Source organism: Actinomycetota bacterium (genome assembly GCA_019347575.1).
Taxonomy (GTDB): Bacteria; Actinomycetota; Nitriliruptoria; order Nitriliruptorales; family Nitriliruptoraceae; genus JAHWKY01.
In genome coordinates this window covers 175,870-193,326 of record JAHWKY010000006.1, presented here as the reverse complement: position 1 = coordinate 193,326, position 17,457 = coordinate 175,870, and the positions used below count along the sequence as shown (strand labels likewise).

The following is a 17,457-nucleotide window of genomic DNA, read 5'->3' as shown; positions in this document are numbered from 1 at the left end:
GTACCTGAGCGGCACCCACCGCATTCCCCGGGTGGATGGCTGGGGGGAGGGGGGGCCGACCGAGCAGAGCTTCCGTTGTTATCCGCTTCGCGGCGATTGCCTGGCGTACTTCGCCCGGCGCTCCGGCCCGCGGCTCTTCATGGCCTCCATCTGGGCGGGGATTCTCCTCGCGGCGGCGTACCTCCTGTTCTTCAGGACGGTCCCGCTCGACACCCCCCGCCGGGCGGTCGTGGCGGCCGCCCTCGCCCAGGTCGCGGTCGCGTTCGGGTGGGGGCTGTTCGGCCTGTGGATCGCGATGGAGGCGATGCTGCTGGTGCGCTTCGCCTCGCTGGTGTGGCGCCTGCGGGGCGAGTCCTGGACCCTCGCGGGCGACGCGCGCCGCACGACGCCGTAACCTTCGCGGCGTGACATCCGTTCTCCCGCCCCCCGACCGGGGCCACCCCTTCCTCGACGCGATCCACACCCGCGTCGTGATCGTCGACGGCGCGATGGGGACGGGGATCCAGGCCCGCGAGCTCACCGACGCCGACTACGGCGGTGAGGCCTACGAGGGCTGTCCGGAGATGCTCAACCGCACCCGCCCCGACGTCATCGAGGAGCTCCACCGCAGCTACCTCGAGGTCGGTGTCGATGCGGTCGAGACCAACACGTTCGGCGGCGCACCGTGGGTGCTGGCCGAGTACGACCTCGAGGACGACACCGAGGAGCTGAACCGACTCGCGGCCGAGATCGCACGACGGGCCTGTGACGAGCACGCCACGCCCGACCGTCCGAAGTGGGTGGTCGGCAGCATCGGACCGGGCACGCGCAGCCCGACGCTCAGCCTGGGCAAGGACCCGGCGACGACCAAGGACTTCATCGACGTCGACACCATGGAGGAGGGCTACCGCCGCCAGATCCGTGGCCTGCTCGAGGGCGGGGCGGACGTGCTGCTGGTCGAGACCAGCTTCGACCTGCTCCAGATCAAGGCGGCGGTGGCGGCTGCGAACGACGTCTTCGTCGAACGCGGGGCGCGGGTGCCGCTGATGGTGCAGTTCACGGTCGAGAAGGACATCAACACGATGCTCCTGGGGACCGAACCACTGGCGGCCATCGCCGCGCTCGACCCGCTCGCGATCGACGTCATCGGGATGAACTGCGCGACCGGCCCCGAGGACATGCGCGAGCACGTCCGCACCCTCAGCCGCCACAGCCGCAAGCCCATCAGCGTCGTACCCAACGCCGGCATCCCCTCGATGGTCGACGGTGCCGCCTGCTACCCGCTGTCCCCCGAGGCGCTCGCCGACGCGCACGTCGAGTTCGTCACCGAGATGGGTGTGTCGATCGTGGGCGGCTGCTGCGGCACCACCCCGGAGCACCTCCGCAAGGTCGTTGACGCGGTGGCGCACCTGCAACCTGCCCAGCGCGCGGTCGAGTTCCAGCCGTCGCTGGCCTCGCTGTACTCGGCCGAGACCCTGGCCCAGGACACCTCGTTCCTCGTCATCGGCGAGCGCTGCAACGCCAACGGATCGAGGGCCTACCGCGAGATGCTGCTCGCGGAGGATTGGGACCAGATGGTCGCCCTCGCGAAGTCGCAGACGCGCGAGGGCGCGCACGTGCTCGATGTGTGCGTCGACTACGTGGGACGCGATGGCGTGCCCGACATGGTCGAGGTGGTCGACCGCTTCGCGACCCAGTCGACGCTGCCGCTGGTGATCGACTCGACCGAGCCTCCCGTCATCGAGGCGGCGCTCCGGCGGCTCGGTGCCCGGGCCGTCATCAACTCGGTCAACCTCGAGGACGGCCGCGTCAAGGCCGACGTCCTGCTGCCGCTGGCCAAGCGCTACGGGGCGGCGGTCATCGTCCTCGCCATCGACGAGGACGGCCAGGCGCGCACGGCGGACTGGAAGGTCGCGGTCTGTCAGCAGGTCGCCGACATCGCGATCGCCGAGCACGGCCTCGAACCGTCGGATCTGATCTTCGACGCGCTCACGTTCCCGCTCGGCTCGGGGCAGGAGGAGCTCCGGCGCGACGGGATCGAGACGCTCGAGGCCATCCGGCGGGTCAAGGAGGCCATCCCCGGCTGCTACACGGTCCTGGGGGTCAGCAACGCCTCGTTCGGTCTGAGTCCGGCCGCACGGCAGGTCCTCAACTCGGTGTTCCTCCACGAGGCGATCCAGCACGGCCTCGACGCTGCCATCGTCCACCCCGGCAAGATCTTGCCGCTACACCGCATCCCCGACGAGCACGCCGCCGTCGCGCGCGACCTGATCCACGACCGGCGAGGCGCGGAGGGTGAGGCCAGCACCGGCGACGACTACGACCCGCTGCACCGGCTGATGGAGCTGTTCGAGGGCGCGACCGAGACCAGAGCGACGCGCGAGGAACTGGCCTCCCTCCCCATCAACGAGCGTCTGAAGCGCCGCATCATCGACGGCGACCGCGACGGCATCGAGGACGACCTCGACGGGGCGCTGGCGGCCGGACACGCCCCGCTCGCCATCGTCAACGAGTTCCTCCTCGACGGCATGAAGGTCGTCGGCGAGCTGTTCGGGTCGGGCCAGATGCAGCTGCCGTTCGTGCTGCAGTCGGCCGAGGCGATGAAGACCGCCGTCGCGTACCTCGAGCCGCGCATGGAGAAGGGTGAAGCATCCGGCAAGGGCCGTGTGGTGCTGGCGACCGTCAAGGGCGACGTGCACGACATCGGCAAGAACCTGGTCGACATCATCCTGCGCAACAACGGCTACGAGACGCTGAACATCGGCATCAAGCAGCCGATCGACGCGATCCTCGCCACGGCCGAGGCCGAGCACGCCGACGCCATCGGCATGTCCGGCTTGCTGGTGAAGTCGACGGTCGTGATGCGCGACAACCTCGAGGAGATGACCAAGCGACAGCTCGACCACTACCCGGTCCTGCTGGGCGGGGCGGCGCTGACACGCTCGTACGTCGAGGACGACCTGCGCAGCCAGTACGACGGACCGCTCTTCTACTGCCGCGACGCGTTCGAGGGCCTGCGCGTGCTGAACGAGGTCATGGAGGCACGGCGCGCGGGTGTGGAGCTGCCGGAGGAGCTCGTCGGGCGTCGTGAGCGTCCGACCTCCCGGACCACACGCCAACCCACGGCGCCCCCGCACGTCGACCGACAGGGGCGCCCCAAATCGGCGGTGGCCACCGATGTCGCCGTGCCCGCCCCGCCGTTCTGGGGCCAGCGGGTCGTCCGCGGCATCCCGATCGACGACGTGTGGCCGCTGCTGAACGAGATCGCGCTGTTCCGCAACCAGTGGGGCTTCACGCCGGGTGACCGGACCCCCCCGGAGTACCGGGCGTTCCTCGACGAGGAGGCGCGCCCGGTGCTGCGCGAGTGGGTCGCACGTGCCAAGGCCGAACGGCTCATCACCCCCGAGGTGGTGTACGGCTACTACCCCGCCAACAGCGACGGCGACGATCTGATCGTGTGGGACCCGGAAGGATGGGACGGCACGGTCGGCAAGCCACCTCCCGCTCGCGAGCTCACCAGGTTCACCTTCCCCCGCCAGACCCGTGGCCGCCACCTGTGCATCGCCGACTTCTTCCGCGACATCGAGACCGGCGGTGTCGACGTTCTCGGCGTGCACCTCGTCACGGTCGGTCCGCGCATCGGCGAGGTCGCCGCGGGGCTGTTCGCGGACGACCGCTACAAGGACTACCTCTACGCGCACGGCTTCGGGGTCGAGATGGCGGAGGCCCTCGCGGAGCTGTGGCACCGCCGTGTCCGCGAGGAGCTCGGTATCGCTGGCGACGATGGCCCGGACAAGGAGTCGTGGTTCCGCCAGGACTACCGCGGCTCGCGCTACTCGTTCGGCTACGCCGCCTGCCCCGACCTCGAGGACCAGCGCCGGCTCGCGCAGTTGCTCGACTTCGGGGCGGTCGGCGTGCGGCTGACCGACGAGTTCATGCTCGATCCGGAACAGTCCACATCGGCCATCGTGGTGCACCATCCTGAGGCCAAGTACTTCAACGCACGCTGATCGTCGATCAATCGTCGAGGTGGCGCCGCACCTCCTCGAGCAGTTCGGTGCCGGTGAACGGCTTGGTGAGGTAGCCGGCGCAGCCGCGCTCGAGCGCCCGCTCGGTGATCTCGCGGTGGGCGTGAGCGGACATCGCCACCACCGGAACCGGAGGAGGGTCGCCGATCGCGTCGAGGAACCCGAACCCGTCGATGCCCGGTAGCCGCAGGTCGAGCAGGACCAGGTCGACCGACCCCACGTACCCGAGCGCGTCCTCGCCAGCCAGCACGTCGATGACGTCGTAGCCCGCACTCGACAGCGTGAGCTTGACCACGTGCCGGATGTCGGGCTCGTCCTCGACGAGCAGGATCGTCGACATCGTCCTCTCGGTGCAGGGGAGGCGTCGCGACTTCGAAGGGCCGGCCCCGGACGAGAGCCTACCGGCGCCTACCATCCCGCCACCCGACCTTCCGAGGCGTACGTGGCGTCTTCTCACCCTGGTCCGCCGGACGAGCTGGACGAACCACTCGAACTCGACCCCGAGGACTGGGCGCCCCGCGAGGTCTACTTCCTGATGACCGGCTTGGTGATCCCCAGGCCGATCGCGTGGGTGTCGACGACGTCACCCGACGGCATCGACAACGTCGCCCCCCACTCCTACTTCAACCTCATGGCGCACGACCCTCCGCACATCGTCTTCAGTTCGTCGGGCCCTCGGGTCAAGGACACCTTCCGCAACATCACCGCGACCCGTGAGTTCGTGGTGAACCTCGTCTCGCAGGACGTGGTCGAGGCGATGAACCTCACGGCGACCAACTTCCCGCCTGAGGAGTCCGAGTTCGACTGGGCGCGCCTGACACGCATGCCCTCGGCACGCGTCGCACCGCCACGGGTCGGTGAGTCCCGCGCCCACCTCGAGTGTCAGCTCGTCGATGTGGTCGAGGCCGGGAACGGCCGCATCATCATCGGCCGTGTCGTCCACGTCCACATCGAGCCGCGTGTCTGGCGCGATGGTCGGGTCCAGCCGGAGCTGCTCGACCCCGTCTGCCGACTCGCGGGCACGGGCTACGCGACGCTCGGTGAGGTGTTCAAGCTCCCCCGCCCGACGTGGGCGGACGTGCAGGGCCGCGACCCCGCCGTCGTGATGCCACGCCGGCAGTAGCGGATCAGGGGTCCGCCGCGCCTTCCTCCCACTCCTCCCAGCGGCTGCCCTCGTCGAACTCGCGCTCGGGCTCGTCGGTGACGACCCCGTCGAACGCCTCGGGGTCCTCGACCAGTTCGACCAGGCCCAGACGGCCATCGTTCTCGCCGGAGAACAGCAGCGTCGCCACCTTCCACCAGCGCCCGTCCGCGCTCTCCCACATGACCGCGACCTCGCGTTCTTCGAGCCGACCGGGGGTGAGCATGCACGTGGGACTGCGCGACCACAGCGCGTCGACCGCTGACTGGAAGTTGGGTACGTCGTTGCCGAGCCCTGGCACCTCAGCATCGCGGCGCAACAGCTCGCACAGACCATCGAGGTCCCGGGCGTTGAAGCAGTCGATGAAAGCCAGGACCGCATCGTCCAGGCTCGGCTCGTGCTCGGTGATCTCGTCCTCGGCGAGCGGCTGATCCTCCTCGAGGTGCATGCCGTCCTCTTCACCGACGGCACGACGAACGAGCAGGTCGGGTTCGACTTCGTTGGTCGAGATGTCGCCCCGCTCGACGCGCTCGAGCGTCGCCTCCGCAGTCTCGACATCGATGTCGAAGTCCGCCTCCGGGTCGGGGCGCACGGCTCCTCCTCGATCGTCCGAGCCCGGCCGACGTGGCCGCGCCGGTGGACTGCATCGTTGCATCCACGCCCGGCGCGGACAAGGGGTACGGAAGATGGGGGGTGATGGCGGTTCGCGTCGAAGCGTGACGTGGAGCAGGATGTTCGTCGCACGAACCCCGACCCGACAGGGAGTCCCGATGAGGAGCTCGGTGGAGCGCGATCACGTGCTGCCTGACGGCACGACGATCCACCTGCGCCCGCTGCGCCCCGACGACCGCGAGCGACTGCTGGCGATGTGGGACCGCACCTCCGAGCGCTCCCGCCGCGACCGCTTCCTCGGTCCGTTCACGTTGACGTCCCAGAACGTCGGTCGCTTCACCGACCTGGACGAGGCGCGGGAGTTCGCGCTGGCTGCGACGGTGGGGCGGGGCCAGACCGAGCAGGTCGTCGGCGTCGCCAGGTGGGCATGTGGGGACGATCCGCAGACGGCGGAGTTCGCCGCGCTCGTCGAGGACGCCTACCAGGCGAGGGGGATCGGCACCGCTCTCGTCAGATCGCTGGCCGAGCTCGCCCACGGGGAGGGCATCGAGCGCCTCACGGGGGACGTGCTCGCGACCAACAGCCGGATGCTGGGGCTGATCCGCGACGTCGGGCTCGAGTACGAGCACCGTCCGGAGCACGTCGCTGGAGTGCTCCGCACCGCGGTCGGACTACAGCCCACACCCGAGTTCCTCGAGGTCGTCGCCGCCGAGGAGAAGCGTGCGGCGCGAGCGGCGCTGACCCGCTTCTTCCAGCCGCGGTCGATCGCGGTCGCCGGCGCCAGCCGCGACCCCGGTTCGATCGGCGGCATGGTCTTCCGCCACCTCATGCAGGGCTCGTTCCACGGTGCCGTCTACCCGGTCAACGTGTCGTCCCCCGTGGTGCAGTCGGTCGCCGCCTACCCGTCGCTGCACGACCTGCCGGAGGTGCCCGACCTGGTCGTGGTGTGCGTCCCCGCCCCGGCGGTCAACGGGGTGGTCGACGAGGCCGGCGAGCTGGGCGTGCGCGCGGTCTGCATCATCTCGGCCGGCTTCGCCGAGGCTGGCGACGAGGGCCGGGCGCTGCAGCGCGAGCTGATGGAGACCGCGCACGGGCACGGTCTGCGCATCGTCGGACCCAACTGCATGGGGCTGATGAACACGTCCTCCGCGGTGCGGATGAACGCCACGTTCTCGGAGGTGTTCCCGCGCCCCGGCGGCCTCGCCTTCTCGTCGCAATCCGGGGCGCTCGGCCTCGCCGTGCTCACCCACGCCGACGACCTCGGGCTGGGCATGTCCACGTTCGTGTCGGTGGGCAACAAGGCTGACATCTCGGGCAACGACCTCCTGCTGTACTGGGAGGACGACCCCGACACCGACGTGATCCTGCTCTACCTCGAGTCGTTCGGGAACCCGCGCCGCTTCAGCCGCATCGCCCGACGCATCTCCCGCAACAAGCCGATCGTCGCGGTCAAGTCGGGGCGCACGCGCGCCGGGGCGCGGGCGGCAGCGAGCCACACCGCGTCGCTGGCTGGGGGCGACGTCGCGGTCGAGGCGCTGTTCAACCAGACCGGCGTGATCCGCACGGACACGCTCCAGGAGCTGTTCGACGTGGCGGCGCTGCTGTCGAGCCAACCGCCGCCGTCCGGACCACGGGTCGCGATCCTCACCAACGCGGGTGGCCCGGGGATCCTCGCCGCCGACGCGTGTGAGTCCAACGGCCTGCACGTGCCGGCGTTCTCCGACGACACCCGCGCCGCGCTGTCCGAGTTCCTCCCTCCCGAGGCCGGGATCGGCAACCCGGTCGACCTCATCGCGAGCGCGACCGCCGGCCAGTACGGGCGTGCGCTGCGCACGATGGGCAACGCCGAGGAGGTCGACGCCGTCTTCGTGATCTTCATCCCCGCCGGGGCGTCGAGCCCCGAGCAGGTCGCCCAGGCGATCGTGGACGCGCGCGCCGACATCCCCGACCACAAGCCCGTGATCTCGGTGTTCATGTCAGTCCGAGGGGTGCCGGCCGAGCTCGCGGCGGCTCGGATCCCGTCCTTCGCCTTCCCCGAGGACGCCGCCCGTGCCCTCGGTCGGGTCGCCCGTTGGGCGCGGTGGCGGGAGCGACCGGTGGGTGAGGTCGTGCGCCCCGACGGCATCGACGCCGATGCTGCCCGTGGCATCGTCGAGAAAGCCCTCGGTGATGCGCCCTACTCCGACCCCTCCGGCAAGCGTCTCGTGGGACAGCCCCATGCCCGCCAGGCGACGCAGGCGGTTCCAGCCGCGGCACGACGCTCGACCTGGCTGGATGCCGACGACGCCGAGGCTCTCCTCCGCGCCTACGGCGTGCCGCTCGCACCTTCGCGGATCGTGACCGGCCCGGAGGAGGCCGCGGCGGCCCAACGCGAGCTCGGGGCGCCGGTCGCAGTGAAGGTCGCCGCGCCGATCCACAAGAGCGACGTGGGCGGCCTCGCGCTCGGCATCGCGACCCCCGAGGACGCCGCCGCCGCCGTCACGAAGATGCGCGACGACCTCACGGCCGCCGGCGTCGGCGAGCACGCCGACCGCTTCCTGGTGCAGGAGATGGTCGGGGCGGGTGTCGAGATGGTCGTCGGGGTCAGCCACGACGAGTCGTTCGGACCGCTCGTGATGGTCGGGATGGGCGGCACCCTCGTCGAGTTGATCGGCGACGTCAGCGTGCGCGTCACACCCCTCACCGACGCCGACGTGGCCGAGATGCTCGAGGGACTGCGGATGCGGCCGCTGCTCACCGGCTACCGCGGCAGCGAGCCAGTGGACCTTGGGGCGCTCTCCGACCTGCTCTACCGCATCAACGCGATGGTCGAGGACCTGCCCGAGATCGCCGAGCTCGACCTCAACCCCGTCTTCGCGCGCCCCGACGGCGTCGTCGCCGTCGACGTCCGCTGCCGTGTTGCCGACGGGGGTTGACTGGATCGTGATGTCGCTTCGTCCGCTCGAGGGGGCGTAGTGCCGTCAAGATCGGGGCGTACGCGTCGTACGCACGTTCTGCGGTCAGGTTGGGCTAGTACGTACGAGCGATGTCACACCCCCGTGGTTGGATGCACCGCATGAAGCCACACGACCCCGGCCCGATCGACCCCGCTGAGCGCGCCGGCTCCGCGGGGTCCGGCAACGGTGCGGTGCCTGGCGGCGCCGGGGCGGCCGTGCCCGAACCCGACCCGGCGCCCGAGACGGTGGCGATGGCGGCGGTCGAGGACGTGCTGGGCCAGGTCGAGCAGGTGATGCGTGCCGCGGTGGCCAAGCTAGAGACCGCCCTGCGGCTCGGGGCGGCCGAGAAGGTCGAAGGGCTGACCCCCGATCTGGCGCTGGCGAACCTGGCCCGGATGCCCTACCCCGACCGCACCGCGCTGCTGACCACCGCCGACGTGATCGGTGACCTGCCGTGGCTGCGCGGGGCGTGGGAGCGCGGTGAGATCTTCTGGGGGCAGGTCCGGGCCATCTGCCGCAGCGTCGCGCGACGCTCCAAGGACCAGCGCACCTGGCTCGACGCGCGCCTCAAGGCCACCGCCGACGACCACGACGGGCTCGACGGCTACGCCCCTGATGAGCTGCTGACGGAGGTCGAGATCGCCCTGGCCGAGCTCGACGACATCCGCAAGCTCGAGCAGCGCGAGGATCGCGCCGTCGACGACGCGAAGCTGATCACCCTGCCCCGGCTGGGGGGCGGCGGCGACTTCTTCGTCCACGAGCCCGACCCGGCCCGCTTCGCGACCCTGCTCAACGCCTTCGATGACGCTGCCGGAGCTCCCTGCCCCGACGTGCCCCGCAGCAAGCAGCGCGCCGACGGGCTGCAGAAGATGGCGGCCGCATGGCTCGGCGGCGGCAACGGCAAGCCCGCCAAGCCCCTGATCCTGGTCCGGGTCGACATCGCCGACGTGGTCACCAACACGGCCGGAAGGGTCCTGCTCACCACACGCGGGGACAACCTACCCACCATCACCGCACGGACCCTCGAGGCGCTCGGCACCGACGCGGACCTGCGCATCGTGATCTTCGACGGCGGCAACCCCCTCGCCGTCTCCGACGTCATCCACGCCGAGAACATCCCCACCAAGACCCGCTACGCGATCCTGACTCGCGACTGCGGCGACCGCTTCCCCGGCTCGACCGTGCCCGCCAAACAGACCGACACCCATCACGACCCGCCGATCAGCGAGGGTGGTGACCACCGCCCCGACCACTTGCTGCTGCTGTCACGCCGCGCCCACACCCTTCGGCACCGCTACCGCTGGCAACTGAAGGTCGAGGCGAAGACCGGCGAGGTCATCGCCCGCAGACGCGGCCGCACCTTCCGATCGCTCCCACGCGGCACACCCTTGTCCCGGCCCCGAGACGGACCCGACGTGACCTATCACGACGACGACGGCAACCCCCTGCCGTTCTGAACCCCCCACACCAGGCCGCATCCCACGACCACGCCCCGGCTTCGGCCCACACACACCGAGATACACCCGCCCCGCACGACCGACCCCGACACCCCGTGGTGCTCGGGGCGGTCACGCTGCCGACTGCGCCGGGTTCGCTACGGCAGAGAGAGCGCCCCGGCGATCGCGAAGAGCGTTTCCTCGGACCACCACGGGCCTACTAGTTGGAGGCTGGCGGGGAGTTCGCCGTCCGTGCGCGGCGCCGGGATCGCGAGGGCGGGGTGGCCGGAGAGGTTGAACGGCAAGGTCAGGCGGCTGAGGTCGACGTCGGCCTCGAGGCCCGCGTCGGCCGGAGGGACGTCGATCGGCAGCGTCGGTAGCGCGATCGCGTCGACGTCGGCGAGCGCCGCTTCGAGCACCCCGCGGAACTCCACCCGGACACGCCCCGCGTCAGCGATCTGCTCGCCCGACACGTGCTGGCTCCACTCGAGCTTGTTGGCGATGTCCTCGCTCATCCGCACGCGCTGCGCGAGCAGCGCCCCGGTCGTGATCCACGCCTCGGCGAGCAGGACGAACGCCCCGGCGCGGTAGGCCTCGTGGATGCCGGGCAGCTCCGCTTCGACGACCTCGACATCGTCAGCCGCTTCGAGGAGCGCATCGATCGCGGCGTCGATGGCCGGCTCGACGTCGGCGGGACGGACGCGCGCGATGCGCCAACGACGCTGCGGAGCCGGTGCGAACCCGGGCTCGAGCAGGATCATGCCGAGCAGACAGCCGGCGAGGTCGGCGCCGATGGGACCGACCACGTCGATCGTGGGGGTCAGCAGGCGGACGCCGCCGGTCGGGACGCGCCCCTGCGTGGTCTTCATGCCGACCGCCCCGCAGCACGCGGGCGGGATCCGCAGCGAACCGCCGGCGTCGGTGCCGTAGGCGGTGTCGGCCTCGCCCGTGGCGACCGCCACGGTGGAGCCGGTCGACGACCCGCCCGGCAGCCGTCCCTCATCCAAGGGGTTGGCGGGCGTACCCATGAGGGGGTTGGTGCCGGTCGCGGTCAGTCCGAACTCCGGCATCACCGTGTGCCCGACGATGCGCGCCCCGGCCGCGCGAGCGAACGCGACGACCGGCGCGTCGCGGTCGGCGGGCGGGGCGTCGGCCAGGATCGGGCTGCCCGCCGAGGTGACGGCCCCGGCCACGTCGATGGAGCACTTGACCGCCAGGCGCGGCCCGTCGCCGCCGGGATCGTCGAAGCGTTGCGTGAACGAGGTCATGAGGCCACGAGCCTAGGCAGTAGCCTGAGCGGCCGGAACGCACCCACCGACGCCTCCCCCGGGAACACCGTGACCCACATCGCCGAGCTGCTCCGACGAGGGCGGACCTACTCGTTCGAGTTCTTCCCCCCGAAGACCGACGAGGGTGACGCCAACCTCCGCCAGACGCTGAACGAGCTCGAGCCGCTGACTCCCTCCTTCGTCTCGGTCACCTACGGGGCGGCAGGGTCGACGCGCGACCGCACCCACCGGCTCGTGGTCGACATCCTCCACAAGACGTCGATGCCCCCCATGGCGCACCTCACGTCGTACGCACACACCCGCGCGGAGCTCCGCGCCATCCTCCAGCGCTACCACGAGGCCGGCGTCAGCAACATCCTCGCGTTGCGCGGAGATCCGCCCCGTGACGATCCCGATGCGCCCGTCGGCGACCTCGGTCACGCGATCGAGCTGGTCCGTCTCGCACGCGAGGTGGGGGGCGACGACTTCACCATCGGTGTCGCGGCACACCCCGAGGGCCACCCGCTGTCCGACGACCTCGAGACCGATCGCAAGCACCTCGCGGCCAAGCTCATGGAGGCTGACTTCGGCATCACCCAGTTCTTCTTCCGGGCGGACGACTACCTCCGCATGGTCGACGACCTCGCCGACCTCGGCATCGACACCCCCGTCATCCCTGGCGTGATGCCGGTCACGAACGTGGGGCAGATCGAGCGGTTCGCGCAGCTGAGCGGGGCCGCGTTCCCACGCGACCTCGCCGAGCGGCTGCACGCGGTGGAGGACCATCCCGAGGAGGTGCGGCGCATCGGCGTCGATGTGGCCACCCAGATGTGCATCGAGCTGCTGGAGCACGGGGCGCCGGGACTGCACTTCTACACGCTGAACCGCTCGACCGCGACGCGCGAGATCCACGCCAACCTGGGCCTCAGCGACCGCCCTACCGGTGACTGACCGCAGCGCCCGGACCGGGATCTCTCAGCTCCAGAGGACAGGCACGAGGGCGAGCGTGAGTCCGTACACGACGGCCGTCAACGGCAGCCCCAGGCGGAAGTAGTCGGTGTAGCGGTAGCCGCCCATCCCGTAGACCATGGTGTTGGTCTGGTAGCCGACCGGCGTGAGGAAGGATGCCGAGGCGATCATGGCCACGCCGATGGCGAACCCGCGCGGTTCCGCCCCCACCCCCACCGCGACCTCGATCGCGATCGGCACCATGAGCGCCGCGGCCGCGGTGTTGCTGATCATCTCGGTCAGCAGCAGCGTCGCGAGCAGGATCACGGCCAGCGCCCCGACCGCGCCGGCGGCGCCGCCGATCTCGGCAGCGATGTCGGCGGCGGCTCCCGACAGTCCCGAGACAGCGACCGCCTCGCCCAGGCCGATCGATCCCGCGACGATGAGCAGCACGTCGAGATCGACGGCGTCGCGGGCCTCTCCCACGGTGAGGACCTGACCCAGCACGAGGAGGAGCACCGCCCCGAGGGACGCCTCGAGGATCGGGACCACCCCGGTCCCCGCCACGATCACCATCGCGATCACCACCGCCGTCACGTAACGGGCCTGCGCGGGACGCGACTGCGGGGCATCGTCCAGGGCGGTGACGAGCAGGAAGTCGCTCTTGTCACGCCACCGGTCCGCGAACCCTCGGTCGGACAGCACCAGCAGCACGTCACCGACGTGGAGGCGGACCTGGCCCAGCTTGGCCTCGACCCGCGCACCCGCCCGGTGGATGGCCATGACCGCCCCGTCGTAGCGCTCGCGGAAGCCGACCTCCTTCAGCGACCGTCCCACGAGCCCCGAGGTGGCGCCGATCACGACCTCGTAGAAGCGGTGCCCGCCGCCACCGACGAGGTCGACGTGCTCCTCCTCGGTCGACGCGAGTCCGCCGTGCATCTGCAGGTCGCGGACGTGGTCGATGCGCCCGACGAACGTGAGCAGGTCGCCGCCGACGAGGACGTCGTCGGGCCCCACCGGGGCGATCTCGAGTTCGTCGCGGTCGACGCTCGCCAGGAACACGCCCTCGAGGTTGCGCAGCCCCGCTGTGGCGACGGTGAGTCCGTCGACCGGGCCGTCCGGCTCGACCCGCATGCGGAAGGTGTACTCACGCCCGCGTGCCGCCAACCGCTCCGTGGGTGACTCCCGGTCCGGCAGCAACGACCGCGCCGTGAGCACGAGCACGACCGCCCCCAGGAGGGCGACGGGGAGACCAACCGGGGTCACCTCGAACAGCGACAGCCCGTCCAGACCTGACTGGCGCATCACACCCGAGACGACCAGGGTCGTGGACGTGCCGATGGTGGTGATGAGCCCGCCGAGGATCGCGGCGAACGACAGCGGCATGAGGTACCGCGACGGCGGGCGGTCGCGGGTCTCGGCCCAGTTGCGTACCAGTGGCGCCAACGTCGCGACGATGGGGGTGTTGTTGAGGAAGCCCGAGACCCCGACGACGGGGGCGACCAAGCGACCGAGCACGCGCCGGTCGCTGCCGCCGCCGCCCAGCACTCGAGCGACGAGGGCGTGGACGCCGCCGGTCGCCCGGACCGCACGTGCGACCACGAAGAGCGCGGCGATCGTGATCGTGGCGGTGTTGGAGAAGCCGGCGAACGCCTGCCGTGCGTCGACGACCCCCAGCAACAGCAGGGTGATGACCGCGCCGACGATGGCCGCCACGGGAGGCACGAGGTCGCGCACGAGCAGCACGAGGACGACGCCGATCACCACCAGGGTGAGCCAGCCATCCGCCGTCACGGGTGTCCTCGTCGAGAGACCGCGCGAACGCTCGCAGTTCGGTGCGGGGCGCGCAAGCGGAGTGAGAGCAACGGGTTGATGGAGGTCCGGGGGCGTCTGCAGGCGCGGGCCGGGTTGGGTACCTTCGCGGGGCGCCAGTTGGGGGCGTGGGATCGCCCGGGTACGTCGTCGTTCTCGCTAGCCCCCATCAGCCGGCGCTGCGACGGAGCTATCGACCCGTGCGTCGCGCACCCATCCAGTGGGGAACCGGCGCGCGACGAGGACGGCCTGGGCCACCGCCCCCCCGGTCTGGGCCGTCCTCACCTCGCTCCCCAGCGGTCACGACTGCTCGAGAACGTCGTCGACGACGGGAGCCGGTGCCTCAACCGTCTCGTCCGGTGTGCTGAGGTCGAGTTCGAGTTCGAACGTCGAGAACAGTCCCTGCACGACCAACGGGATGACGACGGCCAGCGCGAGCGCCCACAGCGCCACGAACGCGACCAGTTTCATCCGGTGCCGCTGGGCGGGGATGGCCGACACCTGCTCGGGAACCCCCGCGATCCAGGCCGAGAGGCGGCGCCGCTGGAGCGGAGCCAGCGCGCGGTCGACCAACCGCGGCAGGGTTCCGGTCTCAAGTAGCCCGGAGGGCGGTAGACCAGCAGAGTCGGTCACGGTCGCGGAGGCGGGGTGCAACGGGGCGGGGTCCTCACCTCGCAACGCCAGGAACGAGCCGCCCGCTGGCGCGTGCTCGCCGGAGGGGTCGGCGGGGTGCTCGCGCTCGACGTCGTGCAGATCGATAGTCGCGGTCGACACGTTCGCCTCCAAGTGCTGGGTCCGGCCGTCTGGTGCTGACGCTAGGGGTAGGTGGGCGCGCCGGGACCTCGCGGCCCGACCGGAGGGACAGCCGTAGCGGACCTCAGCCCGGCCGGTCGCCGTCCGGAAGGAGGGGGAAGCGGCGCGCTCACCCACCACCGAGGTAGACGCCTCGGAGCTCGAGATGGTTGCACCACCCGGGGGGGGTCCCAGAAGACGCCGCCCGACGGTCGTCACCGGCGACTACCGAGACGGGGCCAACCCGAAAGTAGGTGCACGCCGCCCACGTAGGCGTTAGGGTCGGGCTCACGTCTGACGGAGGGGAGACGTGGCTCCATCCACATCACGCGCCACCCGAGGCGCCGCACGCACCACCAGCATCGCAACCCTGGTACTCGCTCTCGCCGCGCTCGCACCTGCTGCCGCGGCCACGGAGACCGCGGACCGGACCACGCTCGACCTGCTCGCGCAGGCACAGGCTGGACACGCCGTATCCGCTACCGGGTGGTCGGCACCAGTCACGGCCGCCCAGGCTGCGCCGGACAACGACTGCTTCGAAGATGCCGAGGGCGACACCTTCCGGTTCGGCACGCCGCCGGTCCCGGAGGAGGAGCCGCGGGCAGACATCATCCAGCACTGCGCGAACTACGGCCCCACGCTCAGCCTGGCGCTGACGCCCGCCGATCCGACCGACCCCGGTAGCGACGAGAACTGGAACGGGGCGACGTTCGCTGGGTGGTTCATCGACATCGATGATGACGAGGAGGGCGAGTTCTTCGCGACCCTGCACCTCGACGCCGACAGCCAGTTAATCGGCGAGGTCATCGACATCAGCGGCGACGATCCGGCCCTGTCGTGCAACGGCGCCGCCAGCGCCAGCACGACAACGTACGCCATCAGCGACATCGGCCCCGACTGCATCGGGGACGCGACCACCATCCGGGTGAGCCCCGCGATGTGGTACGACACCAGGCCGGCCGAAGGCAGCGGCGGTGGCCGCTTCTACGACGTCGATCCCGACTCGCAGGACCCGGACAACCCCTCGCAGTTCCGTGGGCCGACCAGCGGCGGCGAGGATCGCCCGACCCGTCGCCTCGGTGGCGAGGACCGCATCGAGACGGCGGTCGAGATCTCCCAGGGGCAGTTCCCCACCCCACCGGTCGATATCGTCTTCATCGCGCGCGCCGACATCTTCATCGACGCCGTGACCGGCGGCGTGCTCACCGCCGGACCGATCCTGCTCGTACCGTCCTGTGGCCCGATCCCCGGCGTCGTCCGTGCCGAGATCGATCGGCTCGATCCCGGCACCGTCATCGCGCTGGGCCGCGAGCAGGCCGTATGCGAGCAGACCCTGCTCCTCGCGGCGGCCGGGCGGGACACCGGCCGGCTCGGCGGACCGACACGCATCGGCACCTCGGTCGAGATCAGCGAGTTCCAGTTCGACCCCGGTGAGGCCGACCACGTCTACATCGCGCGCACCGATCCCTACGCGGATGCGGTGGTCGGTGGAGTGCTGACCGAGGGACCGATCCTGCTCGTGCCGCGCTGCGACCAGCCGGTACCAGACATCGTGCTCGCCGAGATCGACCGACTCGATCCCGAGCAGGTGATCGCACTCGGCGAGGTGGTCGCGGTCTGCGAGGACACCCTCGAGGCTGCCGCCCAAGGCCGAACGACCGATCGACTCGGTGGCGACACCCGGATCGAGACGGCGATCGAGATCAGCCGCTTCGCGTTCCCCGGCAATGCTCCGTTCGTCTTCATCAGCCGCGATGGACGCGTGCCGGAGGCGCCACCTCCGGACAACGACAACGTCTTCGCGGATGCCGCGGTCGGCGGCACGCTGACGACCGGCCCGATCCTGCTGGTGCCCACGTGCGGGGATCTCCCACCGGGGGTGGGCGCCGAGATCAGTCGCGTGGCACCCTCGCAGGCGGTGGTGGCACTCGGCCGCGAGTTGGCCGTCTGTCCTGAGATGCTCGAACAAGCAGCGAGGCACTGAGATGGAACGGCGCATGACACACCGCATCTGGTTCATCGCGATCGCCGTTACGGGGGCGCTCGCCGTACTCGCCCCGGCGTGGGCGCAACCCTACCCGCCGGGCCCCGGCCGGGAGTGCGCGGACCCGACGGTCACCCTGATCACCCCGGGCACGACGATCGAGATCTGTGGCTCGAACTGGAGCCCCGGTACGACGGTGGTGATCACCCCCGGGACCGGCGGTCCCGTCGTGAGCAGCGCCCCGGTCGAGTCGGACGGCACGTTCCGCGCCCAGGTGGTCGTGCCGGCTGACGCCGAGGACGAGGTCAGCTACGAGATCTCGGGCACGGCGGACGATGGCGCCCCGCGGGCCGAGACCGTCGAGTACCGGGTCCAGCGTGCCGCGCTGACCGACGCCGCGGCCAGCAACGACGGTCCGGCACGGTGGCTGGTGATCTCGGGCGCTGCCCTCGGCGCGGCCGCTATCGGCGGCCTCGTGTGGACCCGGCGCCGCTCGACCGTCACCGAGGACGCGTAGGCAG

The 17,457-nt window shown here is 70.9% G+C and carries 13 protein-coding genes; 8 read left to right on the top strand and 5 right to left on the bottom strand.

What is annotated here, in order from left to right; genetic code table 11:
• Together KY469_05955 and metH are read left to right on the top strand one after the other, a co-directional pair.
• On the top strand, window positions 1-394 hold a 394-nt coding region (locus KY469_05955), incomplete at its 5' end, for a hypothetical protein (protein ID MBW3662627.1).
• Window positions 395-404: 10 nt separating this feature from the next.
• Complete coding sequence (metH, locus tag KY469_05950) at window positions 405-3,989, top strand: methionine synthase (GenBank protein ID MBW3662626.1); 3,585 nt, start codon at window positions 405-407, stop codon at window positions 3,987-3,989.
• Window positions 3,990-3,996: 7 nt separating this feature from the next.
• Here metH and KY469_05945 read toward each other — a convergent pair whose 3' ends face one another.
• On the bottom strand, window positions 3,997-4,347 hold the full coding sequence (locus tag KY469_05945; GenBank protein ID MBW3662625.1) for a response regulator: 351 nt from the start codon (window positions 4,345-4,347) through the stop codon (window positions 3,997-3,999).
• 102 nt (window positions 4,348-4,449) lie between these two features.
• Between KY469_05945 and KY469_05940 the strand changes: the two genes are divergently transcribed.
• The gene (locus tag KY469_05940; protein MBW3662624.1) at window positions 4,450-5,130 is read left to right on the top strand and encodes a flavin reductase family protein; all 681 of its coding nucleotides are present in this window, start codon (window positions 4,450-4,452) and stop codon (window positions 5,128-5,130) included.
• A 4-nt stretch (window positions 5,131-5,134) separates the two neighbouring features.
• Here the strand turns inward: KY469_05940 and KY469_05935 are convergent, their stop codons facing one another.
• Window positions 5,135-5,740 (bottom strand): hypothetical protein, encoded by a 606-nt coding sequence (locus KY469_05935; protein ID MBW3662623.1) that lies wholly within the window; start codon window positions 5,738-5,740, stop codon window positions 5,135-5,137.
• 178 nt (window positions 5,741-5,918) lie between these two features.
• Here KY469_05935 and KY469_05930 point away from each other — a divergent pair, with 178 nt between their 5' ends.
• On the top strand, window positions 5,919-8,675 hold the full coding sequence (locus KY469_05930) for a GNAT family N-acetyltransferase (protein ID MBW3662622.1): 2,757 nt from the start codon (window positions 5,919-5,921) through the stop codon (window positions 8,673-8,675).
• Between the two features lie 140 nt (window positions 8,676-8,815).
• Complete coding sequence (locus KY469_05925; GenBank protein ID MBW3662621.1) at window positions 8,816-10,153, top strand: hypothetical protein; 1,338 nt, start codon at window positions 8,816-8,818, stop codon at window positions 10,151-10,153.
• A gap of 137 nt (window positions 10,154-10,290) precedes the next feature.
• Here the strand turns inward: KY469_05925 and KY469_05920 are convergent, their stop codons facing one another.
• Window positions 10,291-11,400 (bottom strand): amidase, encoded by a 1,110-nt coding sequence (locus KY469_05920; GenBank protein ID MBW3662620.1) that lies wholly within the window; start codon window positions 11,398-11,400, stop codon window positions 10,291-10,293.
• A 78-nt stretch (window positions 11,401-11,478) separates the two neighbouring features.
• Here KY469_05920 and metF point away from each other — a divergent pair, with 78 nt between their 5' ends.
• Window positions 11,479-12,351: a methylenetetrahydrofolate reductase [NAD(P)H] gene (gene metF, locus KY469_05915; GenBank protein ID MBW3662619.1), complete on the top strand. Its 873-nt coding sequence runs from the start codon at window positions 11,479-11,481 to the stop codon at window positions 12,349-12,351.
• Between the two features lie 24 nt (window positions 12,352-12,375).
• On the opposite strand, the gene KY469_05910 is transcribed toward metF, so the two are convergent.
• Window positions 12,376-14,142, bottom strand: coding sequence for an SLC13 family permease (locus KY469_05910; protein MBW3662618.1), 1,767 nt, complete (start codon window positions 14,140-14,142; stop codon window positions 12,376-12,378).
• A 318-nt stretch (window positions 14,143-14,460) separates the two neighbouring features.
• Complete coding sequence (locus tag KY469_05905; GenBank protein ID MBW3662617.1) at window positions 14,461-14,934, bottom strand: hypothetical protein; 474 nt, start codon at window positions 14,932-14,934, stop codon at window positions 14,461-14,463.
• A 328-nt stretch (window positions 14,935-15,262) separates the two neighbouring features.
• Here KY469_05905 and KY469_05900 point away from each other — a divergent pair, with 328 nt between their 5' ends.
• Together KY469_05900 and KY469_05895 are read left to right on the top strand one after the other, a co-directional pair.
• On the top strand, window positions 15,263-16,936 hold the full coding sequence (locus KY469_05900) for a cell wall-binding repeat-containing protein (protein ID MBW3662616.1): 1,674 nt from the start codon (window positions 15,263-15,265) through the stop codon (window positions 16,934-16,936).
• 13 nt (window positions 16,937-16,949) lie between these two features.
• A complete protein-coding gene (locus KY469_05895) occupies window positions 16,950-17,453 on the top strand; it encodes a hypothetical protein (GenBank protein ID MBW3662615.1) in 504 nt (167 codons plus the stop codon).
• Window positions 17,454-17,457 lie beyond the last annotated feature (4 nt).